This window comes from Streptomyces sp. NBC_00872, assembly GCF_045161915.1.
GTDB lineage: Bacteria > Actinomycetota > Actinomycetes > Streptomycetales > Streptomycetaceae > Streptomyces.
Genome location: NZ_CP108806.1, coordinates 6,185,872 through 6,208,368, shown reverse-complemented (window position 1 = coordinate 6,208,368; position 22,497 = coordinate 6,185,872). Strand labels below are relative to the sequence as shown.

The following is a 22,497-nucleotide window of genomic DNA, read 5'->3' as shown; positions in this document are numbered from 1 at the left end:
TACGCCCGTATCCCCTGCCACCCGCGCGGTCCGTACACACCACCCACGCCCGCGGTCCGACGGGAACGGGCCCTCACGCCGTGGCGTGAGGGCCCGTGACGCACCGCGCGGAGGGCCCACCGCGCGGAGGGCCTACTTCTTGCCCTTGCCCCCGCCGGACTCGTCGCTGGACAGCACCGCGATGAAGGCCTCCTGCGGAACCTCCACGCTGCCGACCATCTTCATCCGCTTCTTGCCCTCCTTCTGCTTCTCCAGCAGCTTCCGCTTACGCGAGATGTCACCGCCGTAGCACTTGGCGAGGACGTCCTTGCGGATGGCGCGGATGGTCTCGCGGGCGATCACCCGGGAGCCGATGGCGGCCTGGATGGGCACCTCGAAGGCCTGGCGCGGGATCAGCTCGCGCAGTTTGGCGACGAGCCGCACCCCGTACGCGTAGGCCTGGTCCCGGTGGGTGATGGCCGAGAAGGCGTCGACCTTGTCGCCGTGCAGCAGGATGTCGACCTTGACCAGCTGGGCCGTCTGCTCCCCGGTGGGCTCGTAGTCGAGCGAGGCGTAGCCCCGGGTCTTCGACTTGAGCTGGTCGAAGAAGTCGAAGACGATCTCGGCGAGCGGCAGGGTGTAGCGGATCTCGACCCGGTCCTCGGAGAGATAGTCCATACCGAGCAGCGTGCCGCGCCGGGTCTGGCACAGCTCCATGATCGAACCGATGAACTCGCTGGGGGCGAGGATCGTGGCCCGTACGACCGGCTCGTGCACCGAGTCGATCTTCCCCTCGGGGAATTCGCTCGGATTGGTGACGATGTGCTCCTTACCGTCCTCCATCAGCACGCGGTAGACGACGTTGGGAGCGGTGGCGATCAGATCGAGGCCGAACTCACGCTCCAGCCGCTCACGGATCACATCGAGGTGCAGCAGCCCGAGGAAGCCGACACGGAAGCCGAATCCGAGAGCCGCGGAGGTCTCCGGCTCGTAGACCAGCGCCGCGTCGTTGAGCTGGAGCTTGTCGAGGGCGTCGCGCAGCTCGGGGTAGTCCGAGCCGTCCAGCGGATAGAGGCCGGAGAACACCATCGGCTTGGGGTCCTTGTAGCCGCCCAGCGCCTCGGTCGCGCCCTTGTTCAGGGTGGTGATCGTGTCACCGACCTTGGACTGCCGTACGTCCTTCACGCCCGTGATCAGATAGCCGACCTCGCCGACGCCCAGACCGTCCGCCGGGAGCATCTCCGGCGAGTTCGTGCCGATCTCCAGCAGCTCGTGCGTGGCGCCGGTGGACATCATCCGGATCCGCTCGCGCTTGTTGAGCTGGCCGTCGATGACTCGTACGTAGGTCACGACTCCGCGGTAGGAGTCATAGACGGAGTCGAAGATCATCGCGCGGGCGGGCGCGTCCGCGACACCGACCGGGGCCGGGACGTCCGCCACCACCCGGTCGAGCAGGGCGTCGACGCCGACGCCCGTCTTCGCCGACACCTTGAGGACGTCCTCCGGCTGACAGCCGATGAGATTGGCCAGTTCCTCGGAGAACTTCTCCGGCTGGGCCGCCGGCAGGTCGATCTTGTTCAGCACCGGGACGATGGTGAGGTCGTTCTCCATCGCCAGATAGAGGTTGGCGAGGGTCTGCGCCTCGATGCCCTGGGCGGCGTCCACCAGGAGGACCGTGCCCTCGCAGGCCGCGAGCGAACGGGACACCTCGTAGGTGAAGTCCACGTGGCCCGGCGTGTCGATCATGTTGAGGATATGGGTCTTCCCCTGGTCCTCACCCGTGTTGGGGGCCCAGGGCAGCCGGACCGCCTGGGACTTGATCGTGATTCCGCGTTCGCGCTCGATGTCCATACGGTCGAGGTACTGGGCGCGCATCTGCCGCGAATCGACGACTCCGGTCAACTGGAGCATCCGGTCGGCGAGCGTCGACTTGCCGTGGTCGATGTGCGCGATGATGCAGAAGTTACGGAGCAGCGCCGGGTCCGTACGGCTCGGCTCTGGCACGTGGGTAGGGGTCGCGGGCACGCAGGGTCCTGATTCTTGAGACGCGCGGCGTCTCGTCTCGGGTCGACTCGGAGCGATACGTAGCCTCCATCGTCCCATGGGTGCGGGACTGCGCCCGGTTTGGGCGGGTCGGAGGGTGGCTGGTAGCGTGGTGAGCTGTGTCTCGTGCCGTCTCGGCGCGGGACGGGTTCAGTTAGTGATTCATCAAAGCTGAAAAGGCTGTATTAAACGTGGCGAACATCAAGTCCCAGATCAAGCGGAACAAGACCAACGAGAAGGCACGCCTGCGCAACAAGGCTGTCAAGTCGTCGCTCAAGACCGCGATCCGCAAGGCCCGTGAGGCCGCTGCCGCGGGCGACGTCGAGAAGGCCACTGTGGCCGCTCGTGAGGCCTCCCGCAAGCTCGACAAGGCTGTCTCGAAGGGCGTCATCCACAAGAACGCCGCCGCCAACAAGAAGTCGGCGCTGGCCTCGAAGGTCTCTTCCCTTCAGGGCTGAGCCACTCGCTTGGTCCGACCGTCTTGACCGTTTGACCGTCTGACCGCCGGAAGGGACTCAGCGGGCCCTCTCTACCGCTCCGGACCGGCACTCCCGAACTCGCACGCGACTGCGTTCGCCACGCGGGTGCGAGTTCATCGATTGACGTCGAGGCCCCGGTGCCGTCCTTCCCCAGGACGGGCCGGGGCCTTCGTCATGTCTCCGGGTGTCTGGCCTTCGCGCGGCCGGCCGGACCGGTCAAGCCCACGCGGTCAGCCCGGCCGGCCGGAGCGTGCGGCACGGGCGATGGCGACGACCGCCTTCTCCAGCGCGTACTCGGGGTCGTCACCGCCGCCCTTGACGCCCGCGTCGGCCTCGGCGACGGCCCGCAGCGCCGTCGCCACCCCGTCCGGAGTCCAGCCGCGCATCTGCTGACGCACCCGGTCGATCTTCCAGGGCGGCATCCCCAGTTCACGGGCGAGATCCGCGGGCCTGCCGCCACGCGCGGACGACAGCTTGCCGATCGCCCGTACCCCCTGGGACAGGGCGCTGGTGATCAGCACGGGAGCCACCCCCGTCGACAGCGACCAGCGCAGCGCTTCGAGGGCGTCCGCCGCCCTGCCCTCCACCGCGCGGTCCGCGACGGTGAAGCTGGAGGCCTCGGCGCGGCCCGTGTAGTAGCGGCCGACGACCGCCTCGTCGATCGTGCCCTCGACATCGGCGGTGAGCTGGGAGACGGCGCTCGCCAGCTCGCGCAGATCGCTGCCGATCGAGTCGACCAGCGCCTGGCAGGCCTCCGGGGTGGCCGAGCGGCCCAGCGCGCGGAACTCGGACCGTACGAAGGTGAGCCGCTCGGCCGGCTTGGTCGTCTTGGGACAGGCGACCTCACGGGCGCCCGCCTTGCGTGCGGCGTCCAGCAGCGCCTTGCCCTTGGCCCCTCCCGCGTGCAGCAGGACGAGCGTGATCTCCTCGGCGGGGGCGTCGAGATAGGACTTGACGTCCTTGATCGTGTCGGCGGAGAGGTCGTGCGCGTTCCGCACGACGACGACCTTGCGCTCGGCGAAGAGCGAAGGGCTGGTCAGCTCGGCGAGGGTGCCGGGCTGGAGCTGGTCGGAGGTGAGGTCGCGTACATCCGTGTCGGCGTCGGCGGCGCGGGCCGCCGCCACCACCTGCTGCACGGCGCGGTCGAGCAGCAGGTCCTCCTGGCCCACAGCCAGGGTGAGCGGGGCGAGGAGGTCGTCGGGGGAAGACTTTCTGGTGGCCATCGCGGTCCAGCATCGCACGCACCACCGACAGCCGGCGCCGCGGACAGGCGGCGCCGCACGGCGTCAGCGCGCCTGCTGTACGTCAGCGCCTGTCGTACGCCAGCGCCTGCCGGTACGCGCTGTCAGTACGCCTCTTCCCGCCAGCCGTCCCAGTCCGCCACGAACGCGTCCAGCGCCGCGCCGTCCATCCGTGCCTCCGGGTCCTCCACGACCACCAGCCACTGGGCGTCCTCGGCGTCGTCCTCGCCGGCCAGGGCGTCCCGTACCAACTGCGGTTCCTCGGTCACCCCGAACCGCTCGCCCAGCGCCTCCGCCACCTCCTCGGCGGCATCACGGTCGGGCAGTACCAGCACATGTCTCACATCACTCACGGCCGTATTCTTCCAGCCGGTCCCTGCCGCCCTGGACGGGTTCCCGGCCTCCGCGGCGGGGTGCTTCCGGCGCGGGCTGCTTCAGGGGCGGGCTGCTTCCGGGCCGGGGGCCCGGTCGTCCGGGGTGGGCGTGCTCAGCTCTTGGGGACGATCTGGATATCCATCTCGATCTTGATGCTGGAGCCGACGACCGCGATGCCCCGCGCCAGCATGGACTGCCAGTTGACGGTGTAGTCCTCGCGGTGCAGTTCGGTGGTGGCGCGGATGGCGGCACGGGTCTCGCCCTCCATGCCGTTGCCGATACCGAGGTACTGGGCTTCGAGGGTGATCGTACGGGTGACGCCATGGAGCGTGAGCGCCCCGGTGATCGCCCAGTTGTTGCCGCCCCGGTGCGCGATGCGGTCGCTGTAGAACTCCAGCGTCGGATAGTTGGCCACATCGAGGAAGTCGGCGGAGCGCAGATGGTCGTCGCGCATCTGCACGCTGGTGTCGATCGACGCGGCGCCGATGACGACATGCATCGCGGACTGGTCCATCGTGTCGCCGATCCTGATCGCCCCGGCGAAGTTGTCGAACCGGCCGTGCACCCGGGCGAGTCCGATGTGCCGGGCGATGAAACCGATCCGGGAGTGGGCCGGTTCGATCTCCCACTCCCCGGGGGCGGGCAGCGGAAGCGAGGGGGCTATCTGGAGCGTGATGTCCCCGAGGCCGCCGGAGTCCCCTCCGTCGGTGACATACACATTGCCCCGGTACGGGGTGAAGCTGTCGGCCGAGATGGCCAGCCGGTACTCCCCGAAGGGGACCATCGCCACGATCGTGCCGAAGGGGTCGGTCTCACCGCTCACGATCTTACGGCCGCCGCTGTCGCTCACCGTGAACTCGCCCCGCACGACCGGTTCGTTGACAGGGTCGAGAACACGGCAGCTCAGCAGACCGGCACCGGGTGGCACGGACAGCCCGGCGAGTGTGTTGTTTCTCTGCTGAGCGGCCGTCCGTCGGCCGATAAGGCGCGTGATCATGGTGTGTACGTACCCCTGTGCGATCGGGCTCTGCGGGGCCGCGCACGGCCGGACGTCCTTGTCGGGGCGGCGACCCTTGACGAGTAGGCATTCGACCACTCATGCGCTGTTCGAGGCAAACGTACGGACAGGTAGCGAACTCGGCTACTACACACCGCCGACGGAGGGTTGCCGGAGCTCCGGGATCCGGTCGCGTCGCAGCCCGAAACGATCACGGTAGGGCCGGAAGAGACCGCGCGCGCCGCCCGGGGACCGCTCGGGCCCTCCCGGGGCACCGCCCTCAGCCCGGCCCCCGCGCCCACCACCGCGATCGACCCGTCCGTGTCGGTACGCAGCACGGCCGCTCCCCCGGCGCGGAGCGCCTCCACGGTCCGGGGCGCCGGATGGCCGTACGGGTTGTCCCGCCCGGCGGAGATCAGCGCGAGCCGGGGCCGGACCGTACGGAGCAGGGCCGGGTCCTGGAACGGCGAGCCATGATGGGCCACCTTGAGCACATCCACCGGGGGCAGCTCCGGATGGTCACCCAACAGCCCCTGCTGGGCGGGTGGTTCGAGATCACCGAGAAGCAGCAGCGCGGGCCCATGGGCGATCCGTACGTAGAGGGTGACGCTGGAGTCGTTCGGCTCCCCGACGGTGAGAGGAGAGCCGGCCCTCGGCCACAGCATGCGCCAGGTGAGCGGCCCGATCCGCCGCTGCTCCCCGGGCCGGGCGCGGACGACGGGCACCCCCGCCGCCGCGGCGGTTCTCCGTACGAACGCGGCCTGTTCCGGCGGCTCTTCGGAGGTCGTCGTCTGGATCGCGCCGACCGCCCTGCCCCGCAGCACCCCGGGGAGACCACGGACATGGTCGGCGTGGAAATGGGTGAGCAGCAGCAGCGGAACGCGTGTGACGCCGAGTTCCCGCAGACAGCGGTCGGGCGGCCCGGGTTCGGGGCCGGCGTCCACGACCACGGCCGTCCCCTCGCCCGCCGCGAGCACGACGGTGTCGCCCTGGCCTACGTCGCACATCGCGAACGTCCAGCCCGGCGGCGGCCAGCCGGTGACGAGCCGGGTGACCGAAGGCGGTCGCACGACGGCGAGGAGCAGGAACACGGCGCACGCGGCGGCCGTCCACGGGTGGCGCGGGATCCGTCGTACGGCGAGCAGGACCAGGACCGTCAGCGCGACGAGCAGCAGTCCGCCCCACCAGCCGCCCGGCCAGGTGATCCCCGCGCCGGGCAGCGCCGCGCCGCCGCGGGCGACGGAGGCGATCCAGCCCGCGGGCCAGCCCGCGCACCGGGCCAGCCCCTCAGCCACGGGCATCGCGAGCGGCGCCATGGCCAGGGCGGCGAAGCCGAGCACCGTCGCCGGGGCCACCGCCACCTCGGCGAGGAGATTGCACGGGATCGCCACCAGGCTGAACGTGGCCGCGAACACGGCCACCACGGGCGCGCACACGGCCTGGGCGGCACCTGCCGCGGCGAGCGCCTCGGCCACCCGGGCCGGCACCCCGCGCCGCCGCAGCGCGTCGCTCCACCGAGGCCCGATCGTGAGCAGCGCGCCGGTGGCCAGCACGGAGAGAAGGAAGCCGTAACTGCGCGCCAGCCAGGGGTCGTACAGCACCAGCAGCAGAACGGCGGCGGCCAGCGCCGGGATGAGCGTCCTGCGGCGGCCCGTCCCGATGGCGAGCAGGGTGATCAGTCCGCAGGCGGCGGCCCGCAGCACACTGGGCTCCGGCCGGCACACGACCACGAAGCCGAGCGTGAGCGCCCCGCCGAACAGCGCGGTCCATCGCAGCGAGATCCTCAACCGTGGCGCGAGCCCGCGCCGTTCGGCTCTCATGGCCAGCCCCGGTGGCCCGATCAGCAGAGCGAGTACCACCGTCAGATTGCTTCCGGAGACGGAGAGCAGATGCGTGAGATCGGTCGCCTTGAACGCGTCGTGCAGTTCGGGCGGTACGCGTGAGGTGTCGCCGACGACCAGCCCCGGGAGCAGCGCGCGGGCGTCCGGTTCAAGCCCTTGGGTCGCCTCGCGCAGCCCGGCGCGCAGCTCCCCGGCCATCCGCTGGACACGGGTCGGCTCCCCGATCGGACGCGGCGGTCCCTTCCCTTCCACCCGCAGAGTCGCCGCGTAGGGGTCGTCCGTGTGCAGCGGGGGTGAGAGCCGCCCGGTCAGCCGCAGCCGGGTGGAGGGCAGCAGCCGCTGCCATCGGCCCGCGTGCTCACCGGGTCCGGAGAGCACCAGAACGGGTGTCCGTCCCCTGGTGGTCCGGCCGTCGGGCCCCGTCAGCAGGGTGAGATCCGCGTCCAGGACGAACCCTCCTCCGGACATCCGGTCCCCGAGGACTCTCGGGCGCGTGGGCCGGGGGTCCGAGGTGACCGTCAGCTCCGCGGTGACCCGGGCATACCGCTCCGCGAGGCCCGGCACCGGCCCCCGGTGCGGATCCGCGGTGTGCAGCCCGGCGGACGCCGCACCCGCCGCGGCGCACAGCAGCGCTCCCGCGACGGCGACACCGTTGAGCCGCCGGCCCTGACCCGCACCGGACCGGGAGGACCCGGACCACACCAGCAGCGGCCCCGCCACCGCCAGACACACCAGCACGCCGACAGCGGTCCACCGCCCTGGAGCGCCCACCGCCAGGGCCGCCGCGGCCCAGGCCGCCGCAGCGAGCGGAACCAGCCGCAGATCGGCCGGGCCCTCCTGGCGTGGGTCCGCCGGGCCCGCGCGGTCGTCGGGACGGGGATCGGCGGGGTGACCGGACGCCGGGCCGACCGGGCGGCGCGTCATGGCCGTACGAGCGGCTGAAGGTCCGCGAACCTGCGCGCCCCGATCCCGTTGACCTCGCGGAGTTCCCCGACGGACCGGAATCCGCCGTGCTCGGTGCGGTAGTCGATGATGTGCCGCGCGAGCACGGGCCCCACTCCGGGAAGCGTGTCGAGCTGCTCCACCGTGGCGGAGTTGAGACTCACCGGCACCGGAACTCCCGTACCACCACCGGCACCGGCACCACCCTGGCCGGCACCCATGCCACCGCCCGTGCCAACTCCGCCGCCCTCAGCGCCCGGTGGGGCCGGACTGCCCACCACCACCTGTTCACCGTCCATCAGCACCCGTGCCCGGTTGAGTCCGGTGATGTCCGCGTCCGGCTTGACACCCCCGGCCGCGCGCAGCGCGTCGGCGACCCGCGATCCGGTCGGCAGACGCAGCACCCCCGGCTTCCTCACCTCGCCACCCACGTCCACGACGACACGGCTCGTCTCCACCGGTGCCGGCGCCCCCGGCGCTCCTGACGCCATCGGAGGCATCACCGCCCCGGCCGCGCCGACCGTCTCCGGCGCCCGGACGGACCGTGGGCGTCCGGCCCAGAAGTGCTGAGCGGCGAGCAGCGCGGCCACGACCAGAACGACGGCGAGCGCCGCGAGCGTCCTTGGCTCAAGCCCGCACCGGAGCTGGAGCCACATCGGCAGCCGCTCGCGCAGCGCGAGCCCCACCCGCTCCCGCCTGCCTTCCCGCGCCCGCCTGCCGTCCCTCGCACGCCCGCCGTCCCTCGCACGCCTGCCCTCGTCGTCACCTCCCGCGAGAAGCACGGGTGGTGGATCCGCCGCCCCGACCGCCGCCCCGACCGCCGCCCCGACTGGTGGACCGGCGAAGAGGGCGTCCGCGCGGCGGCGCGGATGACGGGCACGGACATCGGAGCCCGGAGCTCGACCGGGTCCACTGGTCACGGAGCGTGTTCGGAGAGTCATGCCACAGAACGGTAGGCACTTCCGCCCGGCCTCGCTGAGCGGCCCGAATTCCCGTGGACGACAGGCGCATTGTGGATAACCCGATCACCCGTGCGAGTGGTCGGCGGCTACGAGTGAACTACGAACAAGCCTCTGGGACGCCCTCAGGACGCCCGGCACGGCACCCCGCTCAGCGCGGCGAGATCACCGCTCCCAGCAGCCCCGGCCCCGTGTGCGCCCCGATCACCGCGCCCACCTCGCTCACATGCAGATCCACCAGTCCCGGCACCCGTTCACGCAGCCGCTCGGCCAGCGTCACGGCCCGCTCCGGCGCCGCGAGATGGTGTACGGCGATGTCCACGCGGCTGGTGCCCGCCCGCTCGGCGACGATCTCCTCCAGCCGCGCGATCGCCTTCGAGGCCGTACGCACCTTCTCCAGCAACTCGATACGTCCGCCGTCCAGCTGCAACAGCGGCTTCACCGCCAGCGCCGAGCCCAACAACGCCTGGGCCGCGCCGATACGGCCGCCTCGGCGCAGATAGTCCAGCGTGTCGACATAGAAATACGCGGAGGTGCCCGCGGCCCGCTTCTCGGCGGCGGCCACCGCCTCGTCCAGCGTCCCGTTCCCCTCCGCGGCCTCGGCGGCCGCCAGCGCGCAGAACCCGAGCGCCATCGCCACCATGCCCGTGTCCACCACCCGCACCGGCACGGGCGCGTCCTTCGCCGCGAGCACGGCGGCGTCGTACGTCCCGGAGAACTCGGCCGAAAGATGCAGGGAGACGATCCCGGTCGCGCCGGCCTCCGCCGCGGTACGGTACGCGGCGGCGAAGACATCGGGGCTGGGTCGCGAGGTGGTCACCGAGCGCCGCTTCTGGAGAGCCAGGGCCAGCGAACGGGCCGAGATCTCGGTGCCCTCCTCCAGCGCGCGGTCACCGAGTACGACGGTCAGCGGCACCGCGGTGATGCCGTGCCGCTCCATCGTCTGCGGCGGCAAGTAGGCCGTGGAATCGGTGACGATCGCGACATGGCGGGACATGAGCGGGAGGTTACCCGTCGTCGCCCCCCGTCGGCAGCCCGGCCCCGTCCCAATGATCGATTCCGCCCCGGCCGCGGGCGTGTCCGGTCGATTCCGGTCAGTTCGTGCTCTCGGGCCTCGCCTGGCCTGTCCGCTTCTGCCACGGGTAGGCGATCCGCGGCCGGACACCGGGTGGCTCGATGGCCTGCGTCCGGTCCTGCCCGCGCCCCTGCGCGGATCCCTGTCCCTGTCCCGACCCCGGCCCGTCGGCCTCATCGGCCGCCACCCGTGGCTCGGCCCCGGGCCAGGTGCCCTCGGGCTCCGGCCACACCACATGCTGCTCGCGCCCCTCGGGGCTCTCGCGCCTCTCGTGCGTCCTGGACCGCTCGCCCTGCCGCTGGTCCGCCGCCGGCTCCGGCGTCGACCAGTGCCGCAGCGCCCCCGACTCCACGTCGATCTGGGCGCTCAGCGACGACAGATCGTCCTCCGCGAACTTCCGCGCCCGGTCCCGCGCCGCCCAGCGCAGCGACTCCGCCGAGTGCGTGATCCGCTCCGTGCGCTCACGCAGCTCCTGGAGGTGCTCGGCCACCCTCGCCCGGTCCGGATCGCGCTCCAGCCTGCGCAGCTCCTCGTCCAGCTCCTGCCCGTGCGTGCTGAGCCGCTGGAAGAGCGCGACCGACTCCGACAGCGAGGCGTCCTCCGCCACGCCCGCCTGGAGCGCTTCCTGTGTCGCCCGCATCGAGGTACGCAGCCGCACCCGGAGCTGGGCGAGCTCCCCGGCCACACCCATCTGCCCGAGGCTTCTCGCCCGCAGCGTGGTGTCCTCCACCGTCCGGCGCGCGTTCGAGATCGTACGGTCGACGCCGCGCTTGGCCGCGCCGACGGCCTTCACGCCCATGTACACCCCGAGTGACACGAACGTGACGAAGAGCAGCGCCAGGATCACGATGACGACCTCCATGGGCGCCCCCTTCGTTGTCGTTTACGCTCTCTCCACCGTAAACGGAACAAGCAGGTTGAGGGTTCCTGAGAAACCCCCAACCTGCCCGTAGGGGAAAGCCCTGCTACGCGGGAACGATGTTCACCAGCTTCGGCGCCCGTACGATCACCTTGCGGATACCTCCGCCGCCCAGCGCCGCGACCACCGCTTCGTCGGCCAGCGCCAGTGCTTCCAGTTCCTCGTCCGAGATCGACGGCGAGACCTCCAGCCGCGCCTTGACCTTGCCCTTGATCTGCACCACGCAGGTCACGGCCTCGTCCACGACATACGCCGGGTCCGCGACCGGGAAGTCCTGGTGGACGACCGAGTCGGAGTGGCCCAGCCGGTGCCACAGCTCCTCGGCGACATGCGGCGCCAGCGGCGCGATCAGCAGCACCAGCCGCTCGGCGACCGAACGCGGCACCGGACGGGCCGCCTTGGTGAGCTGGTTGTTCAGCTCGGTGATCTTGGCGATGGCGGTGTTGAACCGCAGCGCCGTCATGTCCTGGGTGACCCCGTCGATCGCCTTGTGCAGCGCGCGCAGCGTCTCCTCGTCGGGCTCGGCGTCCACGACGGTGACCTCGCCCGTCGTCTCGTCGACCACATTGCGCCACAGCCGTTGCAGCAGCCGGTACTGGCCGACCACCGCGCGCGTGTCCCACGGCCGCGAGACATCCAGCGGGCCCATCGCCATCTCGTACAGCCGCAGCGTGTCCGCGCCGAACTCGGCGAAGATCTCGTCCGGAGTGACCGCGTTCTTCAGGGACTTGCCCATCTTGCCCAGGACACGGCTGACCTTCTCGCCCTGGTACCAGTATCCGCCGTCCCGCTCCTCGACCTCGGCGGCGGGCACCGCGATCCCCCGGCTGTCCCGGTGGACGAAGGCCTGGATCATGCCCTGGTTGTACAGCTTGTGGAAGGGCTCGACCGAGGAGATGTGCCCCAGGTCGTACAGCACCTTGGACCAGAAACGCGCGTACAGCAGGTGCAGTACGGCGTGCTCCGCGCCGCCCACGTACAGATCGACACCGCCGTGCGGCTGTCCCTCGCGGGGGCCCATCCAGTACCGCTCGATGGCCGGGTCGACCAGCTTCTCACTGTTGTGCGGGTCCAGATAGCGCAGCTCGTACCAGCACGAACCGGCCCAGTTCGGCATCGTGTTGGTCTCGCGGCGGTAGCGCTTGACGCCCTCGCCCCGGCCCAGGTCCAGCTCGACGTCGACCCACTCCGCGTTCCGCGAGAGCGGTGTCTCGGGCCGGGTGTCCGCGTCGTCCGGATCGAACGTACGGGGCGAGTAGTCGTCGACCTCGGGCAGTTCCAGCGGCAGCATCGACTCGGGCAGCGAGTGCGCCGTGCCCTGCTCGTCGTAGACGATGGGAAAGGGCTCGCCCCAGTAGCGCTGGCGGCTGAACAGCCAGTCGCGCAGGCGGAAGTTGACCGTGCCCTCGCCGATGCCCCGCCCGGCCAGCCACTCGGTGATCCGGGCCTTGGCCTCGGACACCGTCAGGCCGTCCAGGGAGATGTCCGCACCCGTCGAGTCGATGACGCGCGCGTCGTACGAGTCGAACGCGTCGTCCCACTCCGCCGGATCGGTGGAACGGCCGTCGGACGGCTCCACCACACAGCGCATCGGCAGCTCGAAGGCGCGCGCGAACGCGAAGTCACGGCTGTCGTGCGCCGGTACGGCCATGATCGCGCCCGTGCCGTACCCCATCAGCACATAGTCGGCGATGAAGACGGGTACGCGCTCACCGCTGACCGGGTTGGTGGCGTACGCGCCGGTGAAGACACCGGTCTTGTCCTTCGCCTCGGCCTGCCGCTCGACATCGGACTTCGAGGCGGCCTGCTTGCGGTACGCGCCGACGGCGTCGGCGGGGGTCGCGTGTCCGCCCGTCCATACGTCGTGCGTACCCTCGGGCCAGACAGCCGGGACGATCTTCTCGACCAGGTCGTGCTCCGGCGCCAGCACCATGTAGGTGGCGCCGAACAGGGTGTCCTGACGGGTCGTGAAGACCGTGATCGCTCCCGCGTCACCGACCGGGAAGTCGACGCGCGCGCCCTCGCTCCTGCCGATCCAGTTGCGCTGCTGGAGCTTGATGGCCTCCGGCCAGTCCAGCGCGTCCAGATCGGTCAGCAGCCGGTCGGCGTACGCGGTGATCCGCATGTTCCACTGGCGCAGCTTCGCCTTGAACACCGGGAAGTTGCCGCGCTCGGAGCGGCCGTCCGCGGTGACCTCCTCGTTGGCCAGCACGGTGCCCAGCCCCGGACACCAGTTGACGGGCGCGTCGGAGGCGTAGGCCAGCCGGTACTCACCCAGGACGTCGGCGCGTTCGACGGCGCTCAGCGCGTTCCAGGGGCGCCCGTCCGGAGTGGCACGCTCCCCGCTCTCGAACTGCGCCACCAGCGTGTCGATCGGGCGGGCCTTGTCGGCGTCCTTGTCGTACCAGGAGTTGAAGATCTGTACGAAGATCCACTGGGTCCACTTGTAGTAGTCCGGGTCGATCGTGGCCACGGACCGGCGCTTGTCGTGTCCCAGACCCAGCCGGCGCAGCTGCGTCCTCATATTGGCCATGGCGGCCTCGGTGGACACCCGGGGGTGGGTGCCGGTGGCGACCGCGTGCTGCTCGGCGGGCAGGCCGAACGCGTCGAAGCCCAGCGTGTGCAGCACGTTGTGCCCGGTCATGCGCTGATGACGGGCGAACACATCGGTGGCGATATAACCCAGCGGATGCCCGACATGCAGACCTGCGCCGGACGGGTAGGGGAACATGTCCATGATGAACTTCTTGGGCTCGGCCACCACCGCCGGGTCCCCGGCCAGGTCACCCGTGGGGTTCGGCGCCTCGTACGTGCCCTCGGCGTCCCAGAAGTCCTGCCAGCGCGCCTCGATGTCGGCGGCCATGGCGGCCGTGTAGCGGTGCGGCGCTGTCTGCTCGGCGGCAGCGGAATTCGTCTCGCTCATGATCCTCTGAAGCTCCATCGATCGTCTCTGCCGGCGGGGGTTCGGCCGTGCCGTGCCACTCGGCGAGTGGCTGCGCCGGCCGGTGAACGAAAAAGACCCCTCACACAGGAGGGGACGCCGCGCCGATTCCGACCGGATCTCTCATCCGTCGGGACTGATCAGCGCGGCCCGCTAAGCAGAAGGCGTACGGCTCGCATGGCGTCAGGGTACCGCAGGGCCCCGACAGTCCGCACAGAGTGGCACCGGACAAGCACATGAGGGCCACGGGAGAGCCACGAGAGGGGCACGAAACGATCGTGGAACGACCGGCGGCGGAACCTGTTACCCCGCGTATCGACCCGTTCCGGGGCATCTCCCGGCCCGCCGGGAGTCGGGTAACTCACCTTCCCGCGGTTAAACCTGCAAATTGGGTACTGCCTGGTATGGCTCCACTTAGCATGCGGCAACGGGACCGCTTTCCCGAGCCCTTCGGAGTTGCCCCCTCATGAACCCTCAACGCAAGTTCAGCTCGTCGCTCTCCCTGGACCACGGCATGAGCCGGCAGGTGCAGGGCGGACTCACGGTCGCCGCGCTGGTACTGGTACCCCTGCTCGCCGTCGCGGGAGGCGACGCCTTCCGTGCCGCACTCGACTTCACCACAGGAGTGCTGTCCCTGCTGTCCCTCACCGGCGCCGTGGCCTGGGGTCTGATAGCCACCGACAGGGTGCTGCTCTCCCCGCGCCACCGGCTGCTGGCCCAGGGCGTCCACCGGGCGACGGCGATCGCCTCGCTCGGTTTTCTGCTGCTGCATGTCACCGTCAAGGTCACCCTCGGGCATGTGGCGCTGCTCGGCGCGCTGGTGCCGTTCGGCCTCGGTGTCAGCGGTACGAACGGTCTCATCGGCTTCGGCTCGCTCGCCGGGCTGCTGATGGTCGTGGCCGCCACGACCGGCGCGATGCGCAGTGCCTTCGCCGTGCCCGGCCGGTTCGCGGGACGCTGGCGCGCGATGCACATGGTGGCCTATCCGGCCTGGTGCTTCGCACTCGTGCACGGCCTCTACACCGGCCGCCCGGCCGCGACCTGGGTCGTCACGATGTACTGTCTGGCCCTCCTCGGAGTCGCCGCCGCCGTGTCCACACGGCTGCTGCCCCGCCCGGTCAAGCGCCGCCTCGCCGACCGGATCCTCGTGCTGACCGGCGGCGTCCGTGAGACGCCGGAGCCCGAGCAGAACCGTCGCGATCTCGCGTCGGACCCGCTCCCCGGCGCGACGGGAATCCCCTCGCAGCCCGACTACCAGCAGCGGATCGTGCGCGAGCCCGCCGTCTCCGCGCAGCCGGTGGGACCGGCGCTGGGCCGGCCGCGCACCCCACCGCGGCTCGCCGCCCCGGCCCCGCCGCTGTACGAGGCGACGCGATCGACGGCGGAGCCCTACCCCTCGTCGGATCCGTTCAACACAGGCACGAGCGGCATCGGCGCCGGCATCGGCGCCACGGATTCGTTCTCCGCCGCGGAGCCCTTCTCCGCCACGGAGTCGTTCGCGGCCCCCGGTCCGCGGACGGAGTCCGGTACGGGTCTCTCGGCCGGGTATCGCGCGGTCTCGCGGGGAGGTGAACCCACCACACGCATACCGACCGGCGAGATACCCCTCGCCGAGCGCGTTCCCCTGACCGAGGAACTCCCCGTCATCTCCGACGATCCGGCGGGCAGGCCCGGTTCCTGGCCGGCGCCGTCCCCGCCGCCCCCCGCGGAGGCCTTCGCACCGCCCGCGTCGACCCCGTACGACACCGGCGCGGTCCCCACCTACGGCCCGAACGGGGCCTCTCCGTACGACACCGGCGCGAACCCCTCGTACCCAGCGAGCGGCACGACGTCGTCCCCGTACGACACGAGTGGCGGGGGCGTCCCGGTCTACGGGCCCGACGCCCCGTCCCCGTACGACACCGGGTCGATCCCGGCGTACGACACGGGCTCCCTCCCGGCCTACGGCACCGGCGCGGTACCCACGTACGACACCGGCTCCGTGCCCCCGTACGACACCGGCTCCGCCCCGGCCTACGACACGGGCTCCCTGCCCGCCTACGGCGCCGGCTCCCCCCCGGCGTACGACACCGGTTCGGTTCCCTCCTACGAAACCGGTTCCCTTCCCCCTTACGACACGGGCGCGGTCCCCACCTATGAGGGCACGGTCTCCCCGCCGCCGTCCTCCGCCGCCCCGTCCCCCATCCCCTCCGTGCCCCCGCCCGCGCCGTCGGACGGGACCGGGGCCTCCCCCGGCCCCCTCTATCCGCCCCCGGCCGGGGAACCCTGGCACGCACCCGCAGGAGACCGACCGTGAACACCCCGCTCCCCGATGTCCCCGAAGTCCGTGTCGTCGGGCTCCCCCAGCTCACCCAGGGATTCGACCTGGTCGAGCGGCTCGATCTCCCCATGCATCTCAAGGTCCACGGCCCGCTGGAGCCCGTGACCGGGGAACGGCTGGCGCAGCTCGCCGAGAACATGTCCCTGACCGGCCGGGGAGGCGCCGGATTCCCCTTCGCCAAGAAACTGCGCGCGGTGGCCACGGCCGCGATCCGCCGTGGTGTGCGGCCCGTCGTCGTGATCAACGGCAGTGAGGGCGAGCCCGCCTGCCGCAAGGACACGGTGCTGATCAACCGCGCCCCGCATCTCATCCTCGACGGCGCGCTGCTGGCCGCCGAGGCGCTCGGCGCCCGCACGCTGGTCATCGCCGTCACCCGTAATTCCACCGAGGTCTCGATCCGCGCGGCGCTCGCCGAGCGCGGACTCTCCGACCGGCGCGGCCAGCAATTGCGCGCGCGGGTGGTCCGTACCCCGGAGCGCATGGTCTCGGGTGAGGCCTCCTCCGTGATCCGCGCCATCGGCGGCGGTCCCGCCCTGCCGCCGGGCCGCCGTGAGCGCGCAGCCGAGTCCGGTGTCGGCGGTCTGCCGACGCTGCTGTCCAACGCGGAGACCTTCGCCCAGCTCGCCGTCGGCGCCCGGATCGGCGCCCGGCGCTACGGCCACACCGGGCTCGACACCGAGCCGGGCACCGTCATGCTCACCATCTCGGGCGCGGTCGCCCGCCCCATGGTCGTCGAGGTGCCGACGGGTGTGCCCCTGCGGTACGTCCTCCAGATGGCCGGTGCGCCGCCGCTCCCGCAGGGCGTGCTGACCGGCGGCTACCACGGCAACTGGATCGACTCGGTGGCCGCCCATGAGGCCGTCGTCTCCAAGGAGTCCCTCGCGTCCTTCGGCGGCGCGCTGGGCGCGGGCGCGATCCTGCCGATCGGCCCCGAGACCTGTCCGCTGGGCGAGGCGCTCCGGGTCGCCAACTGGCTCGCGGCCGAGACGGCCGGCCAGTGCGGCCCCTGCAAGCTCGGTCTGCCCGCCGCCGCGGGCGGTCTGTCCGATGTCATCAACGGGGGCGGTCCCGCCGCGCTGGAGGCGCTGCGCGCGGTGACCCAGGCGGTCAAGGGCCGGGGCGCCTGCAAGCACCCCGACGGCTCTGCGCGCTTCTTCGCCTCCACGCTGTCGGCGTTCACCGACGACCTCGCCGCGCATGTGCTGGACGGGGGCTGCGGGCGTGAGACGACCGGTGTGCTGCCGCTGCCCGGTCCCGGCTACCAGGACGCCGAGGAGTCGATTCCGAGCGGCGAGAAGCTCGCCGTGGACTGGACGCTCTGCCAGGGTCACGGGCTCTGCGCCGATATCGTCCCCGAGCTGATCAGGCTGGGGCCCGACGGCTATCCGGCGCTCGCGGACGCGTCCGTTCCCATGCATCTGCGGGGACGCGCGCAGCGCGCGGTACGCAGATGCCCGGCGCTCGCACTCCGTATCGAGCAGCCGGCGCCCGCGCGGCCCGCGCGCGCCGCGCTGCCGCCCGGCGGTGGCCGCAAGGCCCTGGGTCCCGGGCGTGGTTGAGCGTTGAGCACCGGGACGGACGGGGCCCTCGGGCTCCGTCCGTCCCCTGTCGCGCACCTGTACACGGCGCGAGGGAGCACGCAGGGGAGCGCGGATAAGCAGGAGCACACAGAGAAGCGGGCCATCCGATCCGGATGACCCGCTTCTCTGACTACCTGACTATCTGCTGTGGAGCTAAGGAGAATTGAACTCCTGACCTCCTGCATGCCATGCAGGCGCTCTACCAACTGAGCTATAGCCCCTTGCCGTGCACCGCACCCGGGCTCCCCCGGCGGCGGCAGCGCCAACATTACACGGTCCTTCCGGCCGATCACCAAATCGTTTCCAGCCCGCACCGATTCGACCGGTACTGTCACTTTTCGTGACCATTCCCGTACTTGTGCAGCTTGTCCGGAACAGCGACCGGAGCCCGTCCCCCCGGCGCGCGCTCCTGATCGCCGCCTGCGTCTGTCTGGTCTCCTTCGCCGCGTTCTGGACCGCGCAGCGTGCGGCCGGGGTCTCGATGATCGATCTGATGGTCTACCGCGCCGAGGGCCGTACGGTGCTCGACGGTCTGGACCTCTACGCGATGCGCGCGACCCACGCCCGACTCCCCATGACCTACCCGCCGTTCGCCGCGCTGCTGTTCACCCCGCTCACGCTGCCGGGTGTGCCGGTGCTGCGCACGCTCGCGACCGCCGGGAATCTGCTGCTGCTCGTGGTGTTCGTACGGCTCTCCCTCCGGCTCGCCCTCCAGGGAAGAACGCGTCCTCCTAAGGAGGCGTCACTGCGGGCGGCCCGGCTGTGGGTCGCGACGCTGTGGGCGGCCGCGTTCGCCGTCTGGTGCGAGCCTGTCTGGACGACGCTGCGCTACGGGCAGATCAATCTGCTGCTCGCGGTGGCCGTGCTGTGGGATCTCACCCGCGATCCCGTCTTCCCGAACGGACGGCTTCAGCACCGGTGGGCGGGCGCGGGCATCGGATTCGCCGCCGCCGTCAAGCTCACCCCGGCCCTCTTCGCCGTCCTGCTGCTGCTCATCGGTCTGGTACGAGCGCGCGGGACGGGCTGGAACCCCTGGCTGCGCCAGGCCGCGACGGCCACCGCCGTCTTCCTCGGCGCGACCCTCCTGGCCGCCGCCGTGCTCCCCGGGGACTCATTCCGCTTCTGGACCGGAACCCTCTTCGAGGCCGGCCGCGCGGGTCTCGCGGAGGACACCGCCAACCAATCGCTGCGCGGGGTGCTGGCCCGGCTGTCGCAGACCGGCGATCCGGCGCTCTGGTGGCCCGTGGCCGCCGCCGTGGTGGGCGTGGCGGGACTCGCGGCGGCGGTCGCGGCGGGACTGCGCGGGGAGCGCGCCGGGGCGGTGACCTGCTGTGCGGCCACCGCGCTGCTGATCAGCCCGGTCTCCTGGTCGCACCACTGGGTGTGGTGTGTGCCGATGGCGCTGTATGTCGCGGTGCGCGGAGGGGCCGGGTGGGCGGCGGTGGCCTGGCTGATCTTCTGTTCGTACGCCCTGTGGTGGGCACCGCACCAGCCAGGCAGCTCCGTACTGGCCCGGGGAGTCGCCGGGACGGCGCTCTGCGCGCTCTATCCGCTGACGGCCCTGGCCTTCATCGGACATCTGCTCGGCGACACACTGAAGGCCCGGGACCATCGGGGCCCCGGGGACACGGTCAGGCCGTGGCGAACGAGTAGAACCGCTTGAGCGTGCAGTGCTCGTCCAGGAGACGGCCGTAGATCGGCTCGCCCTCCAGTTCCCGGTAGGTCTCGATGGGGTCGCCTTTTATGATCAGCGCCCGCGCGCACTCCTCGCACCAGTACTGGAACTCGGGGTTGAGCGGATCCATGTCCCGGACGATCGGCGTACCACTGCCGCACCAGTCGCATTTACGCCTGTGGGCACCCATCAATCAGCTCCAACAGTGGCCGCAGGCCGTACACACGTAGGAAATCCCGCCGTTGTCACCGAGCACTTGAGCCACCTGGGACGAACCGCACGAGGGGCAGTTGAGGCCGGCGAGCGCCTCCGCCGGGGCAAGCAGATCATCGGGCTCCTCGATGCTGCTGGCGGACAATACGGCTCTCCCTTCCGGTCCGGCCCTTCGTCCCCTTCGGTTGTCAGATTCTGCCACGCCGGAGCCTGACGGGCAGCCGGAAAAAGCCTCCCTGTAAGGGCTTATAACGGACGTCGTCGGATCGCGGGACGCCTTATCGCGCTGACGGGACCCGTCTCATCGCGTGCACGGAACCCGCCGCCGCGCCCAGGATCGCGGCGCAGGCGAGCGCGAGCGTACACACCAGGAACGCGTCGGCCGGCGCGTCGCGGCCCGGCACCGCCAGCCGGTTCAGGAAGAGCGTCCCGAATGTCGCGACCCCGATGAGCTGGCCGAGCTGGGTGACGGTCGCGAGCAGTCCGCTGGCGTCCGCCGCGTCCTCCTTCCGTACGGTCGCCAGCGCGCCCGTCAGGGTGGGGCTGAACCCGAGCGCCAGACCGACACCAAGTCCTGTGCAAGCGGCATACATGGCGAACCCGCCGTCACCGATGTCCCGGAGCACCCAGCCCACGGCGGCACAGGAGACGGCCGTCAGCACGAATCCGGCGGGAACCAGCGCCCGTTGCATCCCCCGGGGCCAGTTCCGCCAGGTCAGTCCGACCAGACCGAAGACCACGGCCATCGGCGCGAAGGTCAGTCCCGCGCGCAGCGCGCTGTAGCCCAGGCCGCCCTGGACATAGAGGGTGAAGCTGAACAGGAAGCCCGCGTTGACCGCCATCACCAGCAGGATCCGCAGGGCCGCGAGGCCCATCCCGGGGATACGGAGCACTCTCGGCGCGATCAACGGGGCGCCCCCGCGCCGGGCGAGCCGGGACTCGTGGACGAGGAAGCAGCCGAAGACCACAGCGGCGGCGGCCAGGGAGACCCATGACCAGAGCGGCCAGTCCTCCTCCTGGCCGAGGACCAGCGGCACGGTGAGGAGCGAGACCGCCGCGGCCAGCAGCACCAGCCCCGGCAGATCCAGACCGCGGGCGCGCTCCGGCTCGCCGCGTCCGTCCCGCGGCAGTACGCGGGCGCCCAGGGCCAGCAGCGCCAGCCCGATCGGTACGTTCACGAGGAAGACCGGCCGCCAGCTCGCGCCGAACAGATCGGCGCTGACCAGCACCCCGCCCGCCACCTGTCCGGCCGCGGCTCCGGTGGCGAGTACGGCGGCGTAGGCGCCGAGCGCCCGTATCCGCCGCTCACCGGCGAAGTTGCGCTGGATGAGGCTGAGCACCTGCGGGATCATCAATGCCGCGCCCGCGCCCTGGACCAGCCGGAACGCGATCAACTGGCCGGTGCCCGCGGCCAGTCCGCAGGCGAGCGAGGCGGCGGTGAAGACCGCGAGCCCGCCCAGATACAGCCGTCGGTGGCCCAGCAGATCACCGAGCCTGGCACCGGTGATCAGCAGGACGGCGTACGCGATGGTGTAACCGGCGATGATGAGCTGGACTCCGGCGCCCGAGGCGTCGAGTTCGGTACGGATCGTCGGCGCCGCCACATTGACGATGAACACGTCGAGCAGCGCCATGAACTGGGCCGCGAGCACCACGGCCAGCAGCAGACCGGGCCGGGTGCGAGCGCCGGTGCCGGTGCCGGCACCGACTGCTCCCCCGCCCTTGTCAGTGCCGTCGTCTTTACTGGATCCGCGGGTGTGCTGAGGGTTCTCGGGTGAGGTGGTCGTCATGGCACCGAGCCTGAGGCCGGTCGGGTACGGGTAACGAGAGCCCATCGATGCTGGTACCGACAGCACCTGGCAAGGGACGGCTCGGGAACGGACGATGGGGGTGTGACCACGATGACAGTGCGGGACGCCACGGGCCGGCGGCGCAGATCCGAGCTGGCCGCCTTTCTGCGCGGGCGCCGGGCGCGGGTGACCCCCGCCGATGTCGGCATGCCGCCAGGACTCCGCCGCCGTACGCCGGGGCTGCGCCGCGAGGAGGTCGCGCAGCTCTCCGGTGTGGGCGTGACCTGGTACACATGGCTGGAGCAAGGACGTCCGATCAACGCCTCCGCGCAGGTGCTGGACGCGGTGGCGCGCACCCTGCGGCTCGACCGGGCGGCGCGCGAGCATCTCTACCATCTCGCGGAGGTGCCGCACGAGCCGGATCCGCAGGCCGACGCGGACGGTGTCGGCCCGGAGATCCAGGGCATCATCGACACCCTCGATCCGCTGCCGGCGGTGGTGTACAACGCGCGCTACGACATCCTCGCGACCAACAGCGCCTATAACGATCTCTTCGACATCCGGACGATACGTGCGTACGGATATCCGAACGTGCTGTGGATCCTGTTCTGCGTGCCCGAGAACACCTGTCCGCTGGTCTATCCGGAGACGGAGCTGCCGGTGATGGTGGCGACACTGCGCGGGGCGTACGGACGGCATGTGGGCGAGCCGGAGTGGGAGTCGTTCGTCCGCCGTCTCTCGGCGGCCAGCCCGTACTTCGCCGAGCTGTGGGAGAGCGGGGACGTGATACCGCCGGGGCCCCGGGTGAAGACGTTCCGGCACGAGGCGGTCGCCGGCGAGATACGGATGACCTCGGTCTCGCTGTCGGTCAACGGGATGCCGGAGTGCCGGATCGTCGTCTACACCCCGGCGGACGAGGAGAGCCGACAGCGGACGGCCACGATACGGGCGCTGCGCCCCGACGCGTAGCAGAAATCCCGCCCCCTGCTGGGGACGGGATCCGGTTTGTGGAGCTAAGGAGAATTGAACTCCTGACCTCCTGCATGCCATGCAGGCGCTCTACCAACTGAGCTATAGCCCCGCGTGTTCTTCGCGCTCCGCGCTGCGAACAAGAAGAACTTTAGCCTG

Annotated in this window: 16 protein-coding genes and 2 tRNA genes; 5 read left to right on the top strand and 13 right to left on the bottom strand. The window is 71.1% G+C overall.

The genetic code is table 11. From position 1 onward, the window contains the following. Nucleotides 1–132: 132 nt before the first annotated feature. Nucleotides 133–2,004, bottom strand: coding sequence for a translation elongation factor 4 (lepA, locus tag OG214_RS26590; protein WP_363081218.1), 1,872 nt, complete (start codon nt 2,002–2,004; stop codon nt 133–135). Nucleotides 2,005–2,213: 209 nt separating this feature from the next. Here lepA and rpsT point away from each other — a divergent pair, with 209 nt between their 5' ends. Then, nucleotides 2,214–2,480 (top strand): 30S ribosomal protein S20, encoded by a 267-nt coding sequence (gene rpsT, locus OG214_RS26585; protein ID WP_363081217.1) that lies wholly within the window; start codon nt 2,214–2,216, stop codon nt 2,478–2,480. 251 nt (nt 2,481–2,731) lie between these two features. Here rpsT and holA read toward each other — a convergent pair whose 3' ends face one another. The 8 genes from holA to leuS form a co-directional block, all read right to left on the bottom strand. Next, nucleotides 2,732–3,724 carry a DNA polymerase III subunit delta gene (gene holA, locus OG214_RS26580; protein WP_365900925.1) on the bottom strand — a complete coding sequence of 331 codons (993 nt, stop codon included), beginning with the start codon at nt 3,722–3,724 and terminating at the stop codon, nt 2,732–2,734. A gap of 122 nt (nt 3,725–3,846) precedes the next feature. Further along, a complete protein-coding gene (locus OG214_RS26575; protein WP_363081215.1) occupies nt 3,847–4,095 on the bottom strand; it encodes a hypothetical protein in 249 nt (82 codons plus the stop codon). A 134-nt stretch (nt 4,096–4,229) separates the two neighbouring features. After that, a complete protein-coding gene (locus OG214_RS26570; protein ID WP_363081214.1) occupies nt 4,230–5,114 on the bottom strand; it encodes a YceI family protein in 885 nt (294 codons plus the stop codon). Then, a complete protein-coding gene (locus OG214_RS26565) occupies nt 5,111–7,879 on the bottom strand; it encodes a ComEC/Rec2 family competence protein (protein ID WP_405986165.1) in 2,769 nt (922 codons plus the stop codon). Before OG214_RS26565 ends, OG214_RS26570 begins: the two co-directional genes overlap by 4 nt. Beyond that, nucleotides 7,876–8,838 (bottom strand): helix-hairpin-helix domain-containing protein, encoded by a 963-nt coding sequence (locus OG214_RS26560; RefSeq protein ID WP_405986164.1) that lies wholly within the window; start codon nt 8,836–8,838, stop codon nt 7,876–7,878. The genes OG214_RS26565 and OG214_RS26560 overlap by 4 nt, the downstream gene beginning before the upstream one ends. 169 nt (nt 8,839–9,007) lie before the next feature. Next, nucleotides 9,008–9,853: a DegV family protein gene (locus OG214_RS26555; protein WP_363081211.1), complete on the bottom strand. Its 846-nt coding sequence runs from the start codon at nt 9,851–9,853 to the stop codon at nt 9,008–9,010. Between the two features lie 97 nt (nt 9,854–9,950). Next, nucleotides 9,951–10,793, bottom strand: a complete 843-nt coding sequence (locus OG214_RS26550; protein ID WP_363081210.1) for a hypothetical protein — start codon at nt 10,791–10,793, stop codon at nt 9,951–9,953. 103 nt (nt 10,794–10,896) lie between these two features. Further along, on the bottom strand, nt 10,897–13,773 hold the full coding sequence (gene leuS / locus OG214_RS26545; protein ID WP_405986163.1) for a leucine--tRNA ligase: 2,877 nt from the start codon (nt 13,771–13,773) through the stop codon (nt 10,897–10,899). Between the two features lie 484 nt (nt 13,774–14,257). Here leuS and OG214_RS26540 point away from each other — a divergent pair, with 484 nt between their 5' ends. Both OG214_RS26540 and OG214_RS26535 read left to right on the top strand, forming a co-directional pair. Next, the gene (locus tag OG214_RS26540) at nt 14,258–16,087 is read left to right on the top strand and encodes a hypothetical protein (protein ID WP_405986162.1); all 1,830 of its coding nucleotides are present in this window, start codon (nt 14,258–14,260) and stop codon (nt 16,085–16,087) included. Next, nucleotides 16,084–17,670, top strand: coding sequence for a ferredoxin (locus tag OG214_RS26535; RefSeq protein ID WP_363081206.1), 1,587 nt, complete (start codon nt 16,084–16,086; stop codon nt 17,668–17,670). Before OG214_RS26540 ends, OG214_RS26535 begins: the two co-directional genes overlap by 4 nt. A 169-nt stretch (nt 17,671–17,839) precedes the next feature. Here OG214_RS26535 and OG214_RS26530 read toward each other — a convergent pair. Beyond that, nucleotides 17,840–17,912, bottom strand: a tRNA-Ala gene (locus OG214_RS26530). A 137-nt stretch (nt 17,913–18,049) separates the two neighbouring features. On the opposite strand from OG214_RS26530, the gene OG214_RS26525 reads away from it, so the two are divergent. Continuing rightward, nucleotides 18,050–19,354, top strand: coding sequence for a glycosyltransferase 87 family protein (locus OG214_RS26525; RefSeq protein WP_405987620.1), 1,305 nt, complete (start codon nt 18,050–18,052; stop codon nt 19,352–19,354). On the opposite strand, the gene OG214_RS26520 is transcribed toward OG214_RS26525, so the two are convergent. Together OG214_RS26520 and OG214_RS26515 are read right to left on the bottom strand one after the other, a co-directional pair. After that, nucleotides 19,323–19,556: a hypothetical protein gene (locus OG214_RS26520; RefSeq protein WP_046498555.1), complete on the bottom strand. Its 234-nt coding sequence runs from the start codon at nt 19,554–19,556 to the stop codon at nt 19,323–19,325. The two genes, OG214_RS26525 and OG214_RS26520, sit on opposite strands and share 32 nt — an antisense overlap. Before the next feature lie 301 nt (nt 19,557–19,857). Then, the gene (locus OG214_RS26515) at nt 19,858–21,369 is read right to left on the bottom strand and encodes an MFS transporter (protein ID WP_405986161.1); all 1,512 of its coding nucleotides are present in this window, start codon (nt 21,367–21,369) and stop codon (nt 19,858–19,860) included. Between the two features lie 111 nt (nt 21,370–21,480). Between OG214_RS26515 and OG214_RS26510 the strand changes: the two genes are divergently transcribed. After that, nucleotides 21,481–22,338, top strand: a complete 858-nt coding sequence (locus tag OG214_RS26510) for a helix-turn-helix transcriptional regulator (RefSeq protein ID WP_363085759.1) — start codon at nt 21,481–21,483, stop codon at nt 22,336–22,338. A gap of 39 nt (nt 22,339–22,377) precedes the next feature. On the opposite strand, the gene OG214_RS26505 is transcribed toward OG214_RS26510, so the two are convergent. Next, nucleotides 22,378–22,450: transfer RNA gene (locus tag OG214_RS26505), tRNA-Ala, on the bottom strand. Nucleotides 22,451–22,497: the final 47 nt, after the last annotated feature.